Source organism: Shinella sp. SUS2 (assembly GCF_001262505.1).
Taxonomy (GTDB): domain Bacteria; phylum Pseudomonadota; class Alphaproteobacteria; order Rhizobiales; family Rhizobiaceae; genus Shinella.
Genome location: NZ_KQ410724.1, coordinates 218,819 through 238,272 on the forward strand (window position 1 = coordinate 218,819; position 19,454 = coordinate 238,272).

Here is a 19,454-nt window from a genome sequence, read left to right on the forward strand (position 1 = left end):
GAGGGCGCAATCACGGCATCGGCCGCAACAGGGGACAGGGCGGGCGCTCGCTGCTTCTCCGGTAGATGATCTGGCATGATCAGCACCGCCCTGAACTGGCCGCCCTCCATCAGCCGCAGATAGCCGGCCGACGTGAGGCGCCGCACAGCTTGCGCACATTCCGATTGCCCCAAGCCCGTCTGCGCGGAGAGATGCGCCGGGTTGACCTGCGCTCGCCATTTGCCGTCCGACCGCGCCCATATCGCTGCCGCAACGCGGAAATGCCGAGGCTCAAGCCGGGGATCGCGGCAAGCTGCGTTCAGCCAACCTCTTTTCGAAAGGATTTTCATCCTATTCCTCGCAAATCAATGGCTTGTTAGGAATATAAACCAAAGCAAACAGCGAATTTCAAATTTTAAAATAGACGCAAGGATCGGGCCTCCGAAGAGCCGCATGGGGAGCAGGCAGCAAAGGTACCTAAAGCCCTTTCGGGCGCTGCCGGAGGCCCGCAATGATGCTGATCAGGGAAGCAGGCGGGACAGCTCGTGCGCGACGCGCTGAGGCAGCATGGTCTCAACGGTCTGATGGAAGACGCGAGCAGCTTCATCGCGCACCATCTCCTCGGGAACGGACGGGCCGAATTGCTTCTCGATCGGCAGGCGATTGGCCGTCGTCCTGACAAAGACATGGCCGCCTGCGATGAGCTTGCCCGAGTTCCATCGGCCGCCGTGCATGAAGTGCGACGGGTAGCGCTGCATCTGCCCCCACACCTTCGCCCGCACACCCCAGGAGAACTGCTTGGGATTGAACACTTTGAGAGGCAATGGGCTGCCTGATGCGATGACATGGCCCTCGATCGCTCCGCCGCCCTTGTGCGCTGCGAGCTTCTTGGTGATCTGTGTACGAACGATCTTGGCAGGGATGGAGGATTGCTTACCGATGGCGCGCACGACGCGCCCTTCCACGGTGGTCGTCACGCGATTGACGGCTCGAGCTAAAGCCTTGCGGCCCTTCTCTTCGCCGACAGCGCCGATCTGGTTGGCGAAGCGGGAGAGGACATTGTCTTTGGAAACGATTTCGACGCGCATGTGACCTCGCCGAATGAAAAGGCTAGAGCGCTCCAGCACTCTAGCCTCAAGGAGAAGCCCTTCGATGGACTGTCGAAGAGATAGGAATATTGTCACACCGCAGTTGGGTGGTCAAGCCGATCTGGAACACGCTTCGAGGGCAATGACAGCAAGGTCGCGGTAGCGCGCTATAGCGCGCGGGCTGGACGATACCGGCTTGATCTCGAAGGCTTTCAGGCCCTCGATGTCGCCGGCCTTCACCATGGCGACGACCGCTTCGAGCTTCTTCCGGTGAGGCTTGTGGGTTGCGGCGCTGAAATCCGGTGCCGCCGGCAGTTCGCCGCGCTGCGCGGCTTCGAGCGCCTCGGCGCGCTTGCCGCCCGGCTTGCGCTCGGTCTTCGGTGCGGGAGCCGGGTACTCCTCGGCTTTGGCCGGCGGGGCGCCGTCGCGTGCCGCCGCCGCCATGTCGGCGGGGACAAATACCGTCGTGCCTTCCGGCATGATGGCATAGATCATCGCCGGCTTGCGGCTCTCGGCATTGAGCGCGTCGACGATCTTGACCGCCTCGGCGAGCGTGGGCGCTTCCTGATTGATCTTCTCGGTCGGCCCCTTGCGAAGATGGACGTTGAAATGCGTCGCGTTCGCGATCTTGGCGCGGTCGGCGGCGTCGGCGGGGTGCATTTGCTTTGCCATGTCTGGTCTCCGTTGCTGATGAGACCGTGTGTTAGATGCACACGAAATAGTTGCAACCGGAACTCACGGAATTGAGCCGATCGCCAAGGCGCACCGCGCGCAGGCCGACGCGCTGGAGATCGAGGCCGCCGCCAAAAGGCGGCTGGCCGATGAATATGACGCGGCGCAAGAAAGGGGTGAGATTGCGACCGCATCCGTTCGCTCCGACATCGTTCCGGTTGGGAACGATGTTCGTCCAGCTACGGCCGCCGAACTCGGCCTGTCGCGCAAGCAGGTCCACGAAGCCCGCACCATCCGCGACGCGGAGAAGGCCAATCCTGGCATCGTGCGGCGCACGCTCAATGACCGGCTTGATAAGGGGCAGGAGCCGACGAAAGCCGCCTTGCGCGAGGCGGTGGTTGAAACGGCTAAGCAGGGGCCTTCGCGATCTCTCTAGCGAACTCCCGAACGTCATCAGGCGTCAGGTTGTACGGAAGCGGATAGGCACCTTGGACAACTGCGTTGGTCTCAGCGTCGATGATCATATAGCCGCCGAAACGGTAATCGTTCGGGTTGCGACCACGGAACTTATTGAGGACGAAGCCGGCACGAGCGAGCTTACGGCGAATAGAACTTGAGATTTGGGGCATAGCTGTCTCCATAGAATTGAAGGGAAAGCAAGCGAGAAGCTCTGCTTGCTCTAACCGTTCCATTCCGCGCCATGCCACGCCGCATCCCCGAAGGAATGACCTCGCCGCCAGCTTGCGGACGCCAGGCGAGGATTTCCGTAACCAATCCATCGGAGGGGTGAAAAAGTCAAGGCCTTCGTATCGAAATCGCGCTTCTGAACGCCTTGTTCCGCGAGCGTGGTGATCGTCGGCGGTTTGGGGCTTTCAACCTGCCGCTCGAATTCAGCGGCGGGGACGTTGGCGACGCGGATTGCCTGTTTGGCTTGGTCGGGGGACAGGCCCGCATGCTCTGCGGCTTCTTTCCGCGTAATCAAAGGGGATGTGCCCCCCTTTTGATATTGGCCCGACTTCCGATCTCCGCCCTTCTGCGGCTCGATCTGCTTGAGCAGCTCCCCGGCGCGGCGAATGGCGCGATCCCTGATGCGGGTGGCGCGCTTCATCAGCTCGTCGTCTTTGGCCTGCTTCGCGTAAGAGGCAAGCGCCGCAGCCTTGTCGGCCCGCAGCCTGGCTACGGTCGCCTTCGTCACGACCTCGCCCGCCTCGATCATGCGCTCGATTTCCTCGCGCACCTCCGGCGGCGTCTTCGGAGCGGCAAGCTCATAGAGAGCCGTGGGGGGTAAATCCCGAACGGTTCGGTATTTGTCGCCATAGACCGTTGCGACCCGCATGAAGTTATTCGCGGTGTCTGCACTCATCCCGAACTTTGCATCGAGCCAGGGCAAGAACTGGCCGTGCGGGAGGTGCCGGATCAATGAAGTTGACTAAAATTTTAACAACTTATAGACGCAGACGGGCCGACGCAGGAGGTGACGCTCCGCGTCGGCCCTAACCGAAACCATGATCTAGGAGGATCACGGAATGGCTGATGCCGTCGTTATCACACCCCCCGCCGACCACAAAGTAAGTCCGTTTTTCGCCTCCCGGCTGACCGATTGGCGAAAGCTGCGCGCCGAGATGGAGAGCCTCGCCAATGCGGAAGCCAACGCCCAGGCGGGCGGTGCCGGCGACCTGTCGGAAACGATCGACACACTCCACGATGCGTGCCGAGCGCTGGAAGATGAGGTCCACACCGCCGCGCCGGCAAATGCCCTTGAGCTGGTGATCAAGGTGGAGATGCTGCTTACGCAAGGGCAGATCAATTATGATTTCCACGATGGCATCAAGGCGGAAGCATCCCGCATCGTGGCGACGATGCTTCCGGCTGGCATTTAAATGGCAGGAACCCCTCTGGCATCGTCCAGAGGGGGGCCAGTGAGCGGAAATCCGGGTTGTGGATTTAATCCATTGCCCGGAATGACAAAGGCGGGGTCGATGCCCCGCCCTTGCAGATTTTCTGGATTTTTAGGGATTACTTCCCTGTGGATAACCGCTACCCGAGTTCAGGATCAGCGGGCAGCGAGAAGTCTTGCTCGCCTGCCTGCGATCCGGTTCTGCTTTTGGTGGAGCGACTGTCCTTGCCGGCATCGCCGTGCGGCTGCTTCAGGGTAAGGCTCGTCGTGAAGCCACTGCCCCGGCTGTACTCATGATCAACGCTGTCGATGCGATAGGTGCCGTCAATACCCGGCCGGGCGCCCGAGACGATGCAAGTGCCCTCGGCGCAGGCTGCAATATTGCCCTCGATAACCACCGTACCTTCGCCGCCGGCTCGCTCGATGTCGGTCTTGCGGCTGCCCGTCTCCTGCTTCGCGCGATCCTCGTCGGCGACGGCGAAGCGATCGACGAGCGTGGGTGCTTCGCCCTCCACTTCGGTCTCGACCTCGACCTCTTTCCATTTCGCTTCCTTCTGGTCGTAGTACCGCGCTCGCGCCTTCTTGAAACGCGGGCGCCCGATGAAGGGCTCTATATCCCAGGAGTGCAGATTGTCGCCGACAGCGGCATTGACGACCGGAAGGGATGCGCCGGACGGCGAGGTTCCGCCACTGCGCTTCACCAGCACAGCGGTTGCTCCCCTGACCTTGAAGGTGCCACCCAACTCCTTCGCCAGGCGCTGGCCGAACGCGATGAAGCTTTCGTCGTCCATCGCCTCGTAGGGCCTGATGATCGACGCAAACTCGTCATCAACTTTGATCTCGGTCACGCCGGCATCCTTTCCCGCCTTCGTGAGCATGTCCTTGATCGACGTGTCATCGAAATGGCGTTGCTGCGGCGCTTTCGGCGAGCCGGCGCTATCGATGCCCTTTGCGGTGATGGTCATGGTCTGACCCTGGCCGCGTGAGCGGCGACTGCGAATGCCATCGGCCTTCCCCGAGAAGACGACGGCGATCCCGTCGCCTTCCCATCCGAGAGAAATCGAAATCAGAGCGCCGGGGCGGGGAAAAACGATCTGTCCTTCCCTGTCGTCCAGCTCGATCGTTGCCGCGTCGCTGGACGCTCCGGCGCGATCCGATACCCGGATAGAGATTACGTAAGGGCGCAGATTGCCGGTGATATCCGCACCATCAGCGCTCACGGAAAATATGGCGCGCTTCGACATTAGCGGCGAACTCCCAGGTCAGCGAAGGTGGCGTCGAGGTTCTGGCGAATTTCATCGGAGAGCATCTGCGAAATCTCCCTTGCGGCGCCGCGAATATCCTGCACGCCGTTGATGTGGACGACGGGGTTGATGTGCATCACGACACTGCTGGGCCGCCTGTCTGCCGTGCCGCCGCCGGACACGGCGTCGGCTGCGCTGGACTGACGGAGCGCCGCCATGGTTTCACTATTGGGCCAGATCGAGCCGCTCTGGTTCGGCTGGAATAGCTCCGGCCCTTCCTCGCCGACGAGGTAGGTGCCGCCGGCCTTCACCGGGCCGCCGGCTGCGCGGGCGCCGTCCACAGGCGGCGAGCCACCTTCGCTTCCGCCGCCGCCAAACAGCCCTCCGAGGGAGACGACGTTACTAAGATCGATCTTGCCAACGGCGGCGACGATCCTCTCGGGGATCGTCTTCACCCACGCAATCAGCTCATCGACCTTGGTAAGCATTCCGTCCCACAAGGACTGGATCATGTCGGCGCCGAGCTGCAAGAGAGCTTGGGTGCCGGTGGCGAACCCCTTGATGATCCGATTGGTCACGTCATAAGCGGAGGCTTCGAGGGAGGCTTTCTGCTCGTCGGTCAAAACCTCCTGCTGGAAGAACGATCCGAGCCACGAAAAGAATTCGCTGATCTTCTGCTTGATCGCCGAAAAATCGAATATGCGATCGAAGGCCGCCTTCGCCGCTTCTGCGTCGGCGCCGAAATATTCGGCAACGTCCCCGACGCTATCGCGGACGGAATTCCACATGTTCTGGAATTTCTCTTTGACGGCATCGATCACCGGGGCAAGATTATCGCCGATGGCGCGGGCTACACCGGAGAAGACCGCCGATGCCCGATCCCAATATTTCCAGAGCAGGAAGCCAGCCCCCGCCACGGCAGCCACCGCGAGTGCGACGCCGAAGAGCGCCGGAGCCGAGAGCGCGGCGACCGCCGCTCCGATGCCCGACAGGGCGCCACTGATGCCCGAGACGCCGGGGATGGCGAGCGCAATGGCTTTGAGCCCGTCTGCAACCTTCTGGAGACGGGAATATTTCGCCCCAGACATGCCCGCCAGCGCAGCCTGCAAGCCGGTGGCATTCTTCGCCGCATTCGTCGCCCCGATGATGGCCCTGCCGAGCGTGTTGAAGCCGAAGGCGAGGACAGAAAGGACACTGCCTCGGCCGATCAGTCCGAGCCATTTGAGGGACACCATGGCGCCACGGAAGCCGATTACAGCCGTTGTGGCACCGATGATGTTGCGGATCAGATCGGGGTGAGCATCCGTCAGCTTCTCCACCTTGGCGGCGAAGGTGCCGATCTGGTCAACGATCCGGGTGATCGACGGCAGAAGGGCATTGCCGACAGAGACGTTGAGCAACTCGATTGAATTCCGAAGGCGCTTCGAGCGCTCTTCGGAGGTCTGCATTCGGGAAGCAAAGTCCTTTTCAACGACGCCCTGGGCGGCCATCGCCTCCTTTCGGATGCGGCGATATTCCTCCATGTTCGCAAGCAGAGGCCGGATGAATTCGACAACCTGCTTATCACCGAAGATTTGCGCGATCTTGTCGGCCTTACCGCCCTCCGTCACCTTGTCGATGATGCCGAGCATGTGCTCGATCGGGCTGACGCCTGCCTTCGTCGCCTTCTCCAGCTCTTTCGGGACGTTGACACCGAACTTCCGCAGGTTCTTGATCGTGTCCTTCGACACGATCTTCTGCATGAAATTCGCCATGTTATTCGCCGCCTCGGCGCCGGTTGCCGTGCCCTTGCGGGCGACTTCGAGGGCGGCGGTGAGATCGGCGACGGCCTTGGTGCCCTGCATGCCCATGGCCTGCGCGGCGGCGGTGATGGCGGGGAATTCGCGCGCCATGTCGCGAAGCTCAAAGCCGCCCTCCTTGCCGGCCTGGGCCATGATATCGAGGGCTTTCTCGATCTCGGCAGCCGGAACCTTGAGATTGTCGGCGACTGCGAACGACGCCTTCGCCAAATCCTCGGCCGAGGCTCGATAAGCGGTGGCCGCCTTGCCGATCGGATTGCTCATGCTGACCGCATCACCGATCTGCGCGCCCATACCGACCAGGAAGTCAATCGAGGTGGTGATTTCGCCGAGGCTCTGGTTGGTCAGCCCCACAAGGCGCCGGGCATCCTTACCGAGATCAGTGATGCCCCTTCCTGCCAAGCCGGTCTTCTGCGCGATGTCCTCAAGCTGCGTCTGGAAGCCAGTGGCCGCCGTGATCGGCGCAGACAGCGCCTGCTTGAGGACGTAGAACGAGGCGACCGTATCCATCACTTGCCCGCGCGCTCGATCGAGAGCGGCGTTATTGGCGTCTATCGCCGTTCGCAGGCGGTCGCCAAAGGCAACCCGGCCGACGCGGTTCGTAGCGTCCTGAATGCCGAGGATCGAGCGCGCGATGCCCTTGGCGGGGCCAGTGGCCTGATCGAGAAGGCGTACAACAAGAGAGGAAGTGAGCGTTGCCATGGGTTTAGCGCCTCGTCAGTCGCGCGATCCTGATTGCTTGGCGGTGCATGCGGAAAAGCTGCGAGAGCGGCATTGCACGCACCTCACTGACCGGCGTGGCGAGAAAGTGGGCGACATCAGCAGTCACCGTGTCACCGCTCTCCCGCCACCAGCCGATCAGCTCAAAAATCACTGAACCGAGTGGGCCTCCTGCCTTTCCAGAAAAGGGACAGCAATCTCCACGAGCGCTTCGAAATCGCTGCGGTGCAACTCACCGATGACCTTGTTCGGGATGCGGGTGAGAGCGGCGAGCACCAAGCGGAGATGCCTGATGCGGGGGCGTTCCTCCTCGACAATTCCGATATCGTCGATGGCCTCAAGGGCGGCTACGTTCGGCTCATAGATGGTGATCGTCACATAGGCCTCGCCATCGACCGTGATCGGATGCTTGAGGGTGTAGGTGGTGGTCTGTGCAGACATGATGGGTTCCTTTTGTTTGAGGGCCGCGCTTATTCGGCGTCGACGACGAGTGCGGTGATGCAAACTTCTCCGGTCCCACCGGGCTGAAAGAAAACCTTGTCCTCGGCAGCCAAACCAGTCAGCCTGAGCGGCTCGATGCCGGCGCGGACGACGACGAAATCATTGGAGGTGGCGGCCGGCAGATCGCTTCCGACAACCAGTCGGCCGGAGCCGTTGCTTCGGAAATGGAGCTCCAGCGAAGAGCAGTCGGTGGCGATCTGGACGTAGGGGCGTTCCGAATTCGACGCCGGGAAGTTGAAGCCTTGGGTTCGCATCAAAAATTCCTCTTCTGATCACACAATGTTGGGGGCGCTCGGGCTGGTCTCAGCCTTAGCGAACGCCTTTTTCCAGCCAGCCTCCTTGCGGTCGGCGGCGGAGGTGAAGCCGGTAAAATCGGCAGGCCCCATCTCGATCTGGCTGGCGGCTCGCTCTGCAATACTCGGAATGTGGGAAGGGCGGAGTTGCTGCGACCGCGCGATCTTGAATGCGGCGTGGGCATCGCTCACGCTCGCGCTGCCTGCGATCAGAACCTCGGCCATAGCCGAGAGATCGGAGCCAGCCATGGCCCTGATCGCCGCTGCGCGAGCTTCGCCCGTCAGGTCAGGCAACGCATTATCGGGCGGAGTGGCTTGAGCGGGCGGGGTTGCGAGTGCCGGGGCAGATTGCACCACAACGGGATGCGGCTTTGCTGCTTTCGGTGCCAACGCCGTGAGAAGGACATCAAGCTTTGCGCGCAAGACTTCGCCTGCGAAGTCGTAGGCATCCGGCAACGAGATCGGCTGGCCTGCGGCGGCGTTGCGGATCAAGGTGCGGCAGGCCTCTTCGGGGAGATTGGTGTGCTGATCGAGGAACCTTGCAAGGCTATCGATCAACTCGGCATCGGCGTTCTCTACCATGGCATCAATCTCCTATCAGGCAACGTCGTCGAGGCCGACATCGGCGCGGGTGCGCCACCGGCCAGATACGTCTTTGATGCCGAGGACCGCGCGGGGATCGGCCTCACGGCGGCGTGCGATTGCGATGCCGGCGGCATGGGCGGCCATGATGGCGGCCTCTTCGTTCCGTTCCGCTTCCAGGCGCTCGGCTGCCAACTGCTCAAGCAAGGCGTCGCGCTGTGCATTGGTGAGCGCGCGTTCCGGCTCGATATCGCCTACGAGGGAGAGCGCCCGCTCGGTTATGATCTCCTGCATCGCCCAAACGAGCGTTGCAGCCGTACTGGGGCCGGCCGGGGAATTGCTGATGCCGAGCGCCTCACCGAGCTTGAGGGGAGAGGAGCGACGATCATTGTAGCAGACCCTGGGCTGGCCCTTCGCTGCGATCTCGCTGATCTCGCGCACAATAGCTTCCTTGACATCCGCGAGCGGCAGCGGCGCGAAGGTGGTATCGTTGATGGCGGCCTCAATCGCAGCGATCTTCGAGCGGACGCGCTCGACCTCTTCCGGCACAGCTTTCGCCGGGAGCTTCACCTCGGGCGCATCTACGAACCGCACGCCAGCTTCGGCTGCGCCGGCCAACCATTGCGCGATATCACCAACCACAGCGAACGATTGGAATGCGTCCGATGCACGATCAAGGCGAGGCTGGAGCCGTTCCCTGATTTCGAGTTCCGCTTTTACGAGAAGCGGGTGAACCTCGGGCTCCTCCTCAGAACGGGAAAGCATCGCTCGCAACCTGTCGAGCGGCATGCGTGCCAGGCTGACAGTGCCGGTTCTATCATGCTGGCGCGCGAGGACGAGCTTCTGTTCGATCTCATCGCGGCGCTGCCATCCTGCTTCCAGATCGTTCAATGCTGCTTTCACGACAGCGCTGGCGGCGGCTCGCTCCTCGTCGAGCATGATGGCTTTCGCCCGCCCCTTCGGCGGGAGGATGTTGAGAAGACGTTCGGTGAATACAAGCACATTGGCCCCCATACGTTGAACGGGCAAACAATATCGCGGTTTGCGCGGAGCAGGCTTTGCAAGTCGTGCAAGCGGTCGTGCAAATCGTGCAGGCGCCGGCTATGCCCGGCGCCCGAATGCTGCAAGAAGGAGCGACTTAGATATGACCCAAGGGGAGCCAGAGCCACGGGGTTGCTTCGCCCACGGCACACCCTCCTGTGCCGCGCGTGTGATCGAGGAGACTGAAAGGTCGACAAGAGCCGCAGCTCGCGCCGCATTCGTTACGTCATCACCCTCGAAAGGCTTCGCCGGCTCGGCCTCGCCGGCAGAAGCGCGTTCGGCGAGAACGCGCCCTGCGCTCTGGATAACCTCCCACAGCTCCGTCGAAGGCCGCTGAGGAAAATCGCTGGTGTCGAGCGGCGTCATTGGGCGGCCCTCTGTTCGTTGTCGCACTCGTTCGCGGCACGCTCGGCTCGGGCCTGGCGATAAGCCGCAAAGTCGATCGGGGCGGCTCCTCCGCTGGTCGGCGGCTGGTAGCCGATGATCAATAGGCGGTAGAATGCGACTTCGCGGCGCAGGAAAAGATGGCTCGCGTCGATCACCGTGGCCGTGGGGCGGGAGGCCGCCCATTCGAAAAGATCAAGATCAGGCGACATCGGCAGCACGCCTCCCAAAGCTTTTGATGGTCGCGATTGTCAGCGTCCCGGTGCGCCTCGCCCCCAGCGCCTTCGTCAGCGCGTCGGGACCGTATTTTTTGTCAATCCAAATCAAGAGCGTGCGCCAGGCTTCCTCCGTTGCCCGGATTGGCCGATCAGGGTCTCCTTCATCAAGGAACTCTGCCGGGTCATCGTCATACAAGAACTCAACGTGATCTGTCGGCCAGTCCATCTCGTCATAGTAATCGTCGGACGCGTCCGACGCGCTCTCAGGCGCGGCGGGGCGCGTATCCTGTTTATGATCCGGCTGAGTAGAAGACGACGTAGATTGAGTAGTAGACGGGGAAGCCCCCTGGTGGGGCTTCCCCTCTATATCTGTAATCTCACTCTCTAATAGCATTGCATCCGTATCGACGGATGATTGATTTTGCTTGATTTTCTTCCACCGTTTTTCAGCAGCAGTTTTCCGGCTCAGAGAATTTTTCCTCTCAAACTCAATCTGGTCCTGCATCGTGCCCGACCAAATCATGCCTTCTTCGAGGTGGATCAGCCCCGCCTCGATGAGCGTTTCGACCGCCTTTTTGAAGGTCTTCGGCGTCGCGCGGCACCGAGCGGAGAGGATTTTCTCGTTGAAGGGAACCGGCTCGCCGCGTTCGTGCATAATGGCCAGAAGATCAGTCAAAATGCCCTTGTCAGACGGTGCCAAGCCGCCCGTTTTGGCAAGCCAATCGCGGCTGTGGAATTTGAACCACGAAACTTCACCCGTCATTCCGCAGCCCTCCCGCAAGCCGAGCAGCGCAGGGCCCGGCCTGCCCAGGCGGCCGGGATCGTCGCCACGCCAGAATGGCCGCAGGGGCATTTGATCCGCCGAGTGATCTTCTGAGTGGCTGCCGCCAGCTCTGCGCGGAGGGCGGCTTTGCCCGGCCGCTGCTTCGGCCGGGCGGGCAAGATAATATCGCCATTCAGGGGATCGGCGCCCTGCTCGCGCAGCCGGCGCCGATCGCGGTCCTTGCTCCAATCGAACTTAACCATAGACCTTTTCCTTCACCGTCTGGATGATGGGAAAAGCCTTCGCCATGGCCTCTTCGGTCATCTGCTTCGCCGCCTTCGACGACTTGGAGAGATACTTGATGATATCCGCTGCGGATGCCTTCGTGGTCCCGAGCGTATCCAGGCCGCCAAGGAAAGCCCTGACATGGCTGTCCATGCTGGCGGTCTGGTCGAAATCGGCCCCCTCCCAATCGTCATGGGTGCGATCGATCTCGTCTTTCTCTTTGTCCGTCAGAGGTTTATGGAGCGCGACTACGTTCGAGGCTGCGGTGGTCGGCGCCGGTCGAGCCGACGCAGCACGCCGCAGCTCCTCGTTTTCCCTGCGCAGCCTGCGAAGCTCGTCTTCAAATCCGGCTCCGACGCGCTTGGCGATCTTTGCGGCCTCCTCGCTCTGCGATGCCTCAAGTTCGGCTGCCTTCTTCTCGGCCGCCTCGGCATCGAGGGCGGCAAGCTCACGGCCGTTTTGCGCCGCCTTGGTCTCGGCCTTCATCCGGCGGATATCGGCGACCGTCACCTTCTGCCCATCAACGAGAAGAGCTTCAACCTGATCACGGATCGGCTGCGGGGTGGACGGGGCGGCGAGTTCGTAGAGGGCGGTGACGGTCAAACCTGAAACGGTTTCAACTTTGCCTTGGAAGCGATCAGCCACGTTCATGAGGCTGGTCGCGGTTTTGTGGCTCATCTCGAATTCCGCCTCGATCCAAGGCAGGAACATGCCGTGGGGAAGACGCTCCTTCTGGCGCTTGAGTGCCAGGCCGACTGCGATGATGCTCTCCGCAGCGGTCTTCATATGAGCCTTGATCAGCGCGGCATCTTCGCGGGCTGCGGCCTCATCCTCGCGGCTGAGAGCTGCATAGGAGAACAAGTCAGGCTGCTCCGCAGCCGCAGTGTTGCTGATCCTTGCCATTAGCCGACACTCGCATTGTTGACGCGGGCGCGGTCGTCAAGCCAGCGATCGAGGTCGGCTTTCCGATAGAGGCACTTGCGGCTGCTCTGTGCAATGAAGACCGGCCCACCTCCGATCGAACGAAGAACCGCAAGCCGACCATACGACAAGCGAAGATAAGCAGCCGCCTCCGCCGTCGTCATAATCGAAAGTTTTTCGAGTTCCTCGTGAGGAAGAGTTACCTTCTTAGATTTTCCGGCATATCGACGACCCACTACTTCGGAAGGGCTATCCATTTCATTCTCCTATCGACGCTGATTGTCGATAGAAAAGTTAGGCCGTCGCCTTTGCTCTATCTATACCAAGTTGCCCCCATGGAGAGGGAGGGCAATCTTCCTATTTCTCAAGGAACCACTTCCGAATGCGGCTTTCGAGCAAGCTCCGCGCAGCGTCATGCCCAGGAAGCTTTGCGTCACACCATGTGGCGACTGCAAGGGAGATGAGCGCTTCCTTTTGCCCGCGCTGCAATTCAGTGGAACCTGTGATTGAAGAAAAGGCGTTGCGCATAGTTCGCACAAAGCCGGCCTTGAGATGGTCGCCTGTATCGCCCACGGACGAGCTGTTCCTTGTTTCAATGCCATCAACATAGCTATCGAGAGACTTGAAAAGCGTCTCCGCGTCCCGAAGAGCCGAGAAGTCCAGCCCTTCCACCAATTCAGGGTGGGTCGATCGGACGTTCTCGATCAGCCGAGCGTCTTCTCGGTTTTCGGCCAAGAATTGCCCGAGAGCATCCTGTAAAGCTCGTGCTGCCCGTATTTTTCTCTCGCGAAATGAGCGGTCGGCTTTATTGGCATAGACTGACGACGCATAAGCGAACGCATCTATGGCCGCGTCAAGTAGCTCTGCCCGAAGGGCTTTCAAGCCGCCGAAGACGACTGCCGGTCTCGACCTGTCAACCCATCCGCGTTTGTCCATCTCCGAAAGGACAGCATCAATGGCGAAGGCTCCGAATGGCGCTCCCTCATCAGGGAGGTTCGCCGAAAAGCTTCGTGGGTCTGGTAGCTGCTCACCCCTCGTTGGGCGGGCTTCCCTTTCCTTTCTAGGCATCAGCGCGCTCCCTTGAACGGGATGATATCGGCCCTGGTCTCTGCGGGCGCTTCCCCCATAGCCGAAGCAATGCGGGTCGCAATTGCATCAGAAACTTTGCGAAGTGGATCATTGTCGAGGTGAGCATAACGCTCCGTCGTGCTCGCCTGGGTGTGACCGAGAAGCTTCCCAATCACGACAAGGCCGTGGCCGTCGCCAGCTCCGACCGACGCGAACGAATGCCTCAGATCGTGGATGCGCACGCCTTCGAGGCCGGCGACCTTAGTTACCAAGCGCCATGGGCGTTTTAGGTCAGTGCGCGGTTGAGGCTGACCGTCACGGCTTTCGCCGGGAAAGACAAATGGTCCAAGACGCTCCATTCCGGCAAGGACAGCTCGCGCGGGCGCGCTCAAGACGATGGTCCTCGGCCCTACTTTGCTGTCGCGCAAACGAGCCAGGCCGCGATCCAGATCGATGAATGCCCATTCGAGGTTGAGAATTTCTCGCAGCCTTGCGCCGGTGAAAATGAGGAGCCGCAGGGCGGCGGCAGCGCCCGGATCGATCTTGATTAGACGGTTCTCGGCCTTCGGGGCGTGCTTTGTCTTTCCAGAGGGGTTCGGTTCCCATGCGATCCCGATTGCCTCGGCTTCCCTGATCGCAGCGCCTAGCCGTTGAAGCTCCTCAACCGACAAAAAGCGATCCTTAGCATGCTCCTTGTACTTTTCGAGCTTGTAGGTGGGCTTCCGTGTGCCATCAGGGATCAAGTCAACACCTTCGGCCCATCCCCATATAGCCGAGAATGTCGTCACCGTGCGGTTCGCCATGGCCGGCTTGTCGGCAAGCGACCGATGCAGCTTTGCGACATCCTGCTTGGTGATCTCGCGCACGTCACGGCGGCGGAATGCCGGCATAAGATGCGAGACAATCACATGCCGGTAGAATTCATAGGTGTTCCGCTTCCGCTTGAGCCGGACATGCTCCCGCATAAAGCGCGCAGCCAGCCGCTCAAAGCGTAGATCGCGCGCCTCTTTGCGCGCTCGCTCCTCGGCAGCCTTTGCCTTAACAGCAGCTTCGCGCGCCGCCTTTTCGTTGGCAGCGCGATCGATGCCGCTTTCACCCTCGACAATGAGTTCCTTGGCGCGATCACGGGCTTGCTCGACGGTCCATGCACCGAATACCCCGATTGTCACGCGCTTCGACTTGGCACCTATCCCACGGCCGATGCGGAATTGTGCGACGAATGTTTTTTTGCCGGATGGGTTTACCGCGATGCCAAATCCCTTCACGGCACCGTCCCCGCCATCCCACTCGAAGTATGCCTTCTCGGCCGGGAGCAGGTTCTCCACAATCTTCTTTGTCAGCTTCTTGTTCAAACCCCAGGCCTCCTTGACGAAAATTCAAGCGCGCAGAAAAATAAGCAGATAATAAGCAGCAAAACGAATAGACGATGCGCGTTGCCGATATGAAGATATGCAACGAAACTTTATAAATCAATATGTTGGTAGAGATGATAGGCGACGAGGTTAGACGAAAAGCCCTAAATTCTCTTTCTGGGGGTCAAGGGGTCGTGGGTTCGAATCCCGCCATTCCGACCATTTTTCCTTCCTCCTCTACACTTTACGCGGTTCCGTACGGAACCTTGCGCGTTCCCCCGCGTTCTCGACGGCCGGCCTCGTTTGCCGGTGATATCGGCAGCGTGAGGAGACGGAAATGGAAGATGCAGGTGTCGGCTGGATTGCGGCTATCATCATCGGCGGTATTGCGGGATGGCTCGCCGAAATGTTCATGAAAAGCAATATGGGCGTGCTGATGAACATCGTGCTCGGCATCGTCGGCGCGATGGTTGCGAACCTTTTGCTCGGCCTGATCGGCGTCTCGCTCGGCGGCTGGATCGGCTATCTGATCGCGGGCTTCATCGGCGCCTGTATTCTCATTGCGCTGGCACGGGCGATCAGGCGGTAAGATGCCGCGCCAGGAAGACGTGTTCGATCGTCAGGAACCGCCGCTCCGAAGGGACGGCGGTTTTTCGTTTCATGCGATCAGGCTGCGATAGATGGCTTCCGTTTCGCAGACCATGCGGTCGAGGCGGTATTCAGGGCTGCGGGCGCGGGTGAGGGCGGCGGCGGTGTGGCGGGCGAGGTGGCCGGGCTCGCTGAGGCGCAACATGGCATCGGCGAGGGCCTCTGGATCATCGGCGTTTTTCAGGAGAATACCGTTCTCGCCGTCCTTCAGCACCGTGGAGACGCCGCCAACATCGGTGAGAATCAACGGCTTGCCGGCAGCTGCGCCCTCCAGCATCACATAGGACATGGCCTCGTAGCGGCTCGGCATGGTCAGCACGTCGATGGCCGCCATCGCCTCGACGCCGGTAAAGCCCGTGGTGAGGTGGATGCGTGTGCCTTGGCCGCTTGTCGCGACCTGCCGGCGCACCTCCGCTTCCATATCGCCTGTGCCGATCATCAGGAGATGGGCGTGCGGCACGCGTTCGGCAACGCGCACGAAGGCCGCCACCAGCCGCTCGGGCGCCTTCTGGTGGCAGAGGCGGCCGACGAAGCCGAAGAGCAGCGCATCCATGGGGATGCCGAGGGCCTGCCGGACGGTGGCGCGGGAATCGGCGGGCGGCGTTTCGACGCCGTTGACGACGATCGACAGCTTTTTGCGCGGCATGCCGAGTGCGCGGGCATGGGCATATTCATCTGCGGAAACGCAGATGACCCGGTCGGTGAGGGTGCGGGCGAGCAGCTTCTCGATCGAGCCGTAGACCTTGCGGCCGAGCGCGCCGAGGCCGGGATCCATCGTGTAGAAGGCGTGCGGCGTATAAACCCGCGGGACATGACGGCCGGGCAGGCGCAGGCGCGCCAGCGCACCCGCCTTCGAGCTATGGGCATGGATGACGTCGAAGGGGCCGGCGCTGCGCATGACGGCGCGGATTGCCCGCCAGGCACGGAGGTCCGATGGACCGGGGGCGCGCGTCATGGCGACGGTGTGCAGCCCGGCAAGGCCCAGCGCCTGCAGTTCCTCGACGAAACGCGTTTCCGCCCGCAATGGCGAATAGACGGCATGCACGGCATGTCCATGGGCCGTCAGGCCGCGGCACAGGTCGATGAAATGCCGGCCGGATCCGCCGCCGCCGGTCTCCAGCACCTGCAGGAGGCGCATCTGCCGTGGAACCCTGTCCTGTTTTCTGCTCATGGTGCGGTCAGTCCGGGGCGATCTGCCTGTTGTGGCGCTTCTCGAGGGCAAGGCATCCCCAGACGACCCCGAGCAGCAGATAGAAATGCCGCCAGTGATCCGTGTCGATGACGAAGCCGATCGCGGTGTGGCCGACGATGGTGATGTAGGAGATCATCAGGAAGGGTTGCCAGGGCCGGTCGCGCAGGAGCGCCTTGAAGCCGGCGGCGAGCGTCCAGACGATCAGGGTGAGGTAGGAGACGAAGCCGAGCCAGCCGTAGGTGGTCAGCGATTTCAGCCAGATATTGTGCTCGTCCTCGGGAAACATCTTGCTGAATTCCATCGGGCCGATGCCGAGCGGTTTTTCCATCGCCATGAGGAAGCCGATGCGGTGGCGCTCGAAGCGTCCGAGATGGCCGCCGTCATATTCCTGCACGAGCTGGGTGCGGCTGGAAAAGAGGTTCGCGACCTTGTCGAATTGCAGCGCGACGACGAGCGCCATGACCATCAGGCCGGCTGCCGAAAGGCTGAGGATCAGGATCTTCAGCCGGAAGGCGCCGGTGCGCTCCTTCAGCAGCATGACGAAGACGAGTGCCCCGACGCAAAGGAGATAGAGCCCCCAGGCCGCGCGCGAGAAAGAGAGGAAGATGCCGAGCGCCAGGATCAGCACGCCGACAACCTTCAGCGGCGCGCCGAGGATGCGCCCGGAAAGCAGGCCGTAGAGCAGGTAGAGCGAGGGACCGACAAGGAATGGGCCGAAGACGTTCGGATCTTGGAAGGCGCCCTTGGCGCGGTCGTAGAGGGTGAAGGCCTCGGAGCCGGGAAAGGCGTGGAAGTAGCCGAGAATGCCGAGCGAGGCGGTGATGAGCGCGCTGGCCACCCAGGCGCGGAAGATCAGCTCAAGCCGCGCCGGCTTCGCCTCGATGATGGCGGCGAAGAATACGCTGGAAAGTGCCAGGAACAGCGAGACGGCGATGTAGAGCGGACCGACCGAGAGATCGTCGACCATCGTCAGCGACAGCATGCCGCCGATGTTGAACAGGACGAGCAGCACGAGCAGCGGCGTGATGGCCCGTGAGATGCGCAGCCCGACGATCGCCCAGAGGGTGATCAGCCCGGCCATGAAGAGCTCATAGGGGGCCGGCTCGCTGATGACGAAGCCGGAGAGGAACACCCCGAACACCACCAGCAGCGAGCCGATGATGCCAAGGGCTGCACGCTGCGGCTGGAACGGTGGAGCGTAGGGGAGGACCGCGTCGCTCAATAGGCGTTTTCCGTGTTGAGCAGACGGAAGGGGGTCATGAACAGGATCTTCAGGTCCAGCCAGAGCGACCAGTTCTCGATGTAATAGAGGTCGAATTCGGTGCGGAAGCGGATCTTGTCGTCATGGTCGATCTCGCCGCGCCAGCCGTTGATCTGCGCCCAGCCGGTGACGCCGGGCTTGACGCGGTGACGGGCGAAATAGCTTTCGACAACATCGACATATTTGCGGTCGTTCGACTGCGCCTGGATGGCATGCGGCCGCGGGCCGACCAGCGACAGGTCGCCCTTGAGGACGTTGAAGAACTGCGGCAGCTCATCGATCGAGGATTTGCGCAGGAACCGTCCGACGCGGGTGACGCGCGGGTCGCCCTTCGTCACGGCGGCCTTTGCCGTCGGGTCGGCAAGGTGCGTGTACATCGAGCGGAACTTGTAGACCTCGATGACCTCGTTGTTGAAGCCGTGCCGCTTCTGCTTGAAGATGATCGGGCCGGGCGAGGACAGCTTGACGGCGATGGCTGCGCCGAGCATCACCGGCCAAAGCAGAAGCAGTGCGACCACGCTGAAGAAGACGTCGAAGATTCGCTTGGCGACATTGTCCCAGTCGGCGATCGGCTTGTCGAAGATGTCGAGCATCGGCAGGCTGCCGATCTGGGAGTAGCTGCGCGGGCGGAAGCGCAGGCCCTTGGAATGGGCGGCGAGGCGAATGTCGACCGGCAGAACCCAGAGTTTCTTGAGAAGCGAGAGGATGCGCGCCTCGGCCGAAAGCGGCAGCGAGATGATCAGCATGTCGATCCGCGCAAGCCGGGCGAATTCGACGAGTTCGGCGACATTGCCGAGTTTCGGATAGCCGGCGATGATCGCCGGCGAGCGGCGCTCGTCGCGGTCGTCGAAGATGCCGCAGATGCGGATGTCGTTCTCCGGCTGGTGTTCGAGCGTACGGATGAGCTCCTTGGCCGGTTCGCCGCCGCCGACGATGACGGCGCGGCGCTCCATCGTGCCGTTGCGGGCCCAGCGGCGGATCGAATAGGCGATCATCTGCCGCTCGATGACGAGGTAGACGGCACCTGCTACGAACCAGGAGGCGAACCAGACGCGGGAATATTCCTCACCCGACTTGAAGAAGAAGACGATGAGCGCCATCGCGCCGAAGGCGAGCGCCCAGGCGGCGAGGATGCGCGGCGTCATGCGCCAGGGCGAGCGCAGTGCCGGAACTTGATAGGCATCGGCCAGCTGGAGCATCAGGACGCCGATCGCCGCGCCGCCGCCGAGAACGAAAAGGTAGAAGACGGACAGGCTCATCCCGCTGACATAGAGCACATGAATGCCATAGCCGAGCGCCAGCAGCGCACCGAATTCGAAAAGGCGCAGGAGGCCGGTGATCATGCTCGGCGAATAGGTATCGACGCGGAACTGCGCGGCGATCTTCCGGGCGAGCGGGTTGAGCTCGACGGGGCTGTTGGCATCCTGGTTCTCGCCGGGTGCGGCGACCGATATTTCGGATACCTTGCGCCTCAGCGCTTCCGGATCGAAGGAGACGGGTTTGTCGATATGGTTCATGGCACGCACCTGCAGGGAGCTCTGTCCCG

The 19,454-nt window shown here is 61.7% G+C and carries 22 protein-coding genes; 3 read left to right on the forward strand and 19 right to left on the reverse strand.

Annotated features, from left to right (window positions below; translation table 11 throughout):
* Nucleotides 1-500: 500 nt before the first annotated feature.
* Nucleotides 501-1,067: a hypothetical protein gene (locus AKG11_RS03705; protein WP_050742982.1), complete on the reverse strand. Its 567-nt coding sequence runs from the start codon at nucleotides 1,065-1,067 to the stop codon at nucleotides 501-503.
* 111 nt (nucleotides 1,068-1,178) lie between these two features.
* Complete coding sequence (locus tag AKG11_RS03710) at nucleotides 1,179-1,739, reverse strand: hypothetical protein (protein WP_050742983.1); 561 nt, start codon at nucleotides 1,737-1,739, stop codon at nucleotides 1,179-1,181.
* A gap of 28 nt (nucleotides 1,740-1,767) precedes the next feature.
* Between AKG11_RS03710 and AKG11_RS34380 the strand changes: the two genes are divergently transcribed.
* The gene (locus AKG11_RS34380) at nucleotides 1,768-2,175 is read left to right on the forward strand and encodes a hypothetical protein (protein ID WP_156334055.1); all 408 of its coding nucleotides are present in this window, start codon (nucleotides 1,768-1,770) and stop codon (nucleotides 2,173-2,175) included.
* A gap of 243 nt (nucleotides 2,176-2,418) precedes the next feature.
* On the opposite strand, the gene AKG11_RS03725 is transcribed toward AKG11_RS34380, so the two are convergent.
* Nucleotides 2,419-3,102, reverse strand: coding sequence for a hypothetical protein (locus AKG11_RS03725; protein WP_050742986.1), 684 nt, complete (start codon nucleotides 3,100-3,102; stop codon nucleotides 2,419-2,421).
* Between the two features lie 163 nt (nucleotides 3,103-3,265).
* On the opposite strand from AKG11_RS03725, the gene AKG11_RS03730 reads away from it, so the two are divergent.
* Nucleotides 3,266-3,619, forward strand: coding sequence for a hypothetical protein (locus AKG11_RS03730; RefSeq protein ID WP_050742987.1), 354 nt, complete (start codon nucleotides 3,266-3,268; stop codon nucleotides 3,617-3,619).
* Between the two features lie 157 nt (nucleotides 3,620-3,776).
* Here AKG11_RS03730 and AKG11_RS03735 read toward each other — a convergent pair whose 3' ends face one another.
* The 13 genes from AKG11_RS03735 to AKG11_RS03800 all read right to left on the reverse strand — a co-directional run bounded on the left by AKG11_RS03735 (nucleotide 3,777) and on the right by AKG11_RS03800 (nucleotide 14,807).
* Entirely contained in the window at nucleotides 3,777-4,880 is a 1,104-nt protein-coding gene (locus AKG11_RS03735) for a phage late control D family protein (protein ID WP_050742988.1), read from the reverse strand.
* Nucleotides 4,880-7,381, reverse strand: coding sequence for a phage tail tape measure protein (locus AKG11_RS03740; RefSeq protein WP_050742989.1), 2,502 nt, complete (start codon nucleotides 7,379-7,381; stop codon nucleotides 4,880-4,882). The genes AKG11_RS03735 and AKG11_RS03740 overlap by 1 nt, the downstream gene beginning before the upstream one ends.
* A 168-nt stretch (nucleotides 7,382-7,549) precedes the next feature.
* Entirely contained in the window at nucleotides 7,550-7,840 is a 291-nt protein-coding gene (locus AKG11_RS03745; protein WP_050742990.1) for a phage tail assembly protein, read from the reverse strand.
* Nucleotides 7,841-7,869: 29 nt separating this feature from the next.
* Entirely contained in the window at nucleotides 7,870-8,154 is a 285-nt protein-coding gene (locus AKG11_RS03750) for a hypothetical protein (protein ID WP_050742991.1), read from the reverse strand.
* An 18-nt stretch (nucleotides 8,155-8,172) separates the two neighbouring features.
* Nucleotides 8,173-8,775: a hypothetical protein gene (locus AKG11_RS03755; protein ID WP_050742992.1), complete on the reverse strand. Its 603-nt coding sequence runs from the start codon at nucleotides 8,773-8,775 to the stop codon at nucleotides 8,173-8,175.
* A 15-nt stretch (nucleotides 8,776-8,790) separates the two neighbouring features.
* Nucleotides 8,791-9,777 (reverse strand): hypothetical protein, encoded by a 987-nt coding sequence (locus tag AKG11_RS03760; protein WP_156334057.1) that lies wholly within the window; start codon nucleotides 9,775-9,777, stop codon nucleotides 8,791-8,793.
* Between the two features lie 401 nt (nucleotides 9,778-10,178).
* On the reverse strand, nucleotides 10,179-10,412 hold the full coding sequence (locus AKG11_RS03770; protein ID WP_050742995.1) for a hypothetical protein: 234 nt from the start codon (nucleotides 10,410-10,412) through the stop codon (nucleotides 10,179-10,181).
* The gene (locus AKG11_RS03775) at nucleotides 10,402-11,181 is read right to left on the reverse strand and encodes a DUF1376 domain-containing protein (RefSeq protein WP_050742996.1); all 780 of its coding nucleotides are present in this window, start codon (nucleotides 11,179-11,181) and stop codon (nucleotides 10,402-10,404) included. Before AKG11_RS03775 ends, AKG11_RS03770 begins: the two co-directional genes overlap by 11 nt.
* Nucleotides 11,178-11,444 (reverse strand): hypothetical protein, encoded by a 267-nt coding sequence (locus AKG11_RS35085; RefSeq protein WP_050742997.1) that lies wholly within the window; start codon nucleotides 11,442-11,444, stop codon nucleotides 11,178-11,180. The genes AKG11_RS03775 and AKG11_RS35085 overlap by 4 nt, the downstream gene beginning before the upstream one ends.
* Nucleotides 11,437-12,327 (reverse strand): DUF3102 domain-containing protein, encoded by an 891-nt coding sequence (locus AKG11_RS03785; RefSeq protein WP_050742998.1) that lies wholly within the window; start codon nucleotides 12,325-12,327, stop codon nucleotides 11,437-11,439. Before AKG11_RS03785 ends, AKG11_RS35085 begins: the two co-directional genes overlap by 8 nt.
* 41 nt (nucleotides 12,328-12,368) lie before the next feature.
* On the reverse strand, nucleotides 12,369-12,644 hold the full coding sequence (locus AKG11_RS03790; RefSeq protein ID WP_082342325.1) for a helix-turn-helix domain-containing protein: 276 nt from the start codon (nucleotides 12,642-12,644) through the stop codon (nucleotides 12,369-12,371).
* A 100-nt stretch (nucleotides 12,645-12,744) separates the two neighbouring features.
* Nucleotides 12,745-13,455 (reverse strand): hypothetical protein, encoded by a 711-nt coding sequence (locus tag AKG11_RS03795; protein WP_050743000.1) that lies wholly within the window; start codon nucleotides 13,453-13,455, stop codon nucleotides 12,745-12,747.
* Nucleotides 13,455-14,807 (reverse strand): site-specific integrase, encoded by a 1,353-nt coding sequence (locus AKG11_RS03800; RefSeq protein WP_050743001.1) that lies wholly within the window; start codon nucleotides 14,805-14,807, stop codon nucleotides 13,455-13,457. Before AKG11_RS03800 ends, AKG11_RS03795 begins: the two co-directional genes overlap by 1 nt.
* A gap of 337 nt (nucleotides 14,808-15,144) precedes the next feature.
* Between AKG11_RS03800 and AKG11_RS03805 the strand changes: the two genes are divergently transcribed.
* A complete protein-coding gene (locus AKG11_RS03805; protein WP_050743002.1) occupies nucleotides 15,145-15,396 on the forward strand; it encodes a GlsB/YeaQ/YmgE family stress response membrane protein in 252 nt (83 codons plus the stop codon).
* A gap of 69 nt (nucleotides 15,397-15,465) precedes the next feature.
* Here the strand turns inward: AKG11_RS03805 and AKG11_RS03810 are convergent, their stop codons facing one another.
* Genes AKG11_RS03810 through AKG11_RS03820 form a run of 3 tightly spaced genes read right to left on the reverse strand, consistent with a single transcriptional unit; the run spans nucleotide 15,466 to nucleotide 19,425 of the window.
* Nucleotides 15,466-16,626: a glycosyltransferase family 4 protein gene (locus AKG11_RS03810; RefSeq protein WP_050743003.1), complete on the reverse strand. Its 1,161-nt coding sequence runs from the start codon at nucleotides 16,624-16,626 to the stop codon at nucleotides 15,466-15,468.
* A gap of 7 nt (nucleotides 16,627-16,633) precedes the next feature.
* Nucleotides 16,634-17,869 carry an O-antigen ligase family protein gene (locus AKG11_RS03815; RefSeq protein ID WP_050743004.1) on the reverse strand — a complete coding sequence of 412 codons (1,236 nt, stop codon included), beginning with the start codon at nucleotides 17,867-17,869 and terminating at the stop codon, nucleotides 16,634-16,636.
* A complete protein-coding gene (locus tag AKG11_RS03820) occupies nucleotides 17,866-19,425 on the reverse strand; it encodes an undecaprenyl-phosphate glucose phosphotransferase (protein ID WP_050743005.1) in 1,560 nt (519 codons plus the stop codon). The genes AKG11_RS03815 and AKG11_RS03820 overlap by 4 nt, the downstream gene beginning before the upstream one ends.
* Nucleotides 19,426-19,454: the final 29 nt, after the last annotated feature.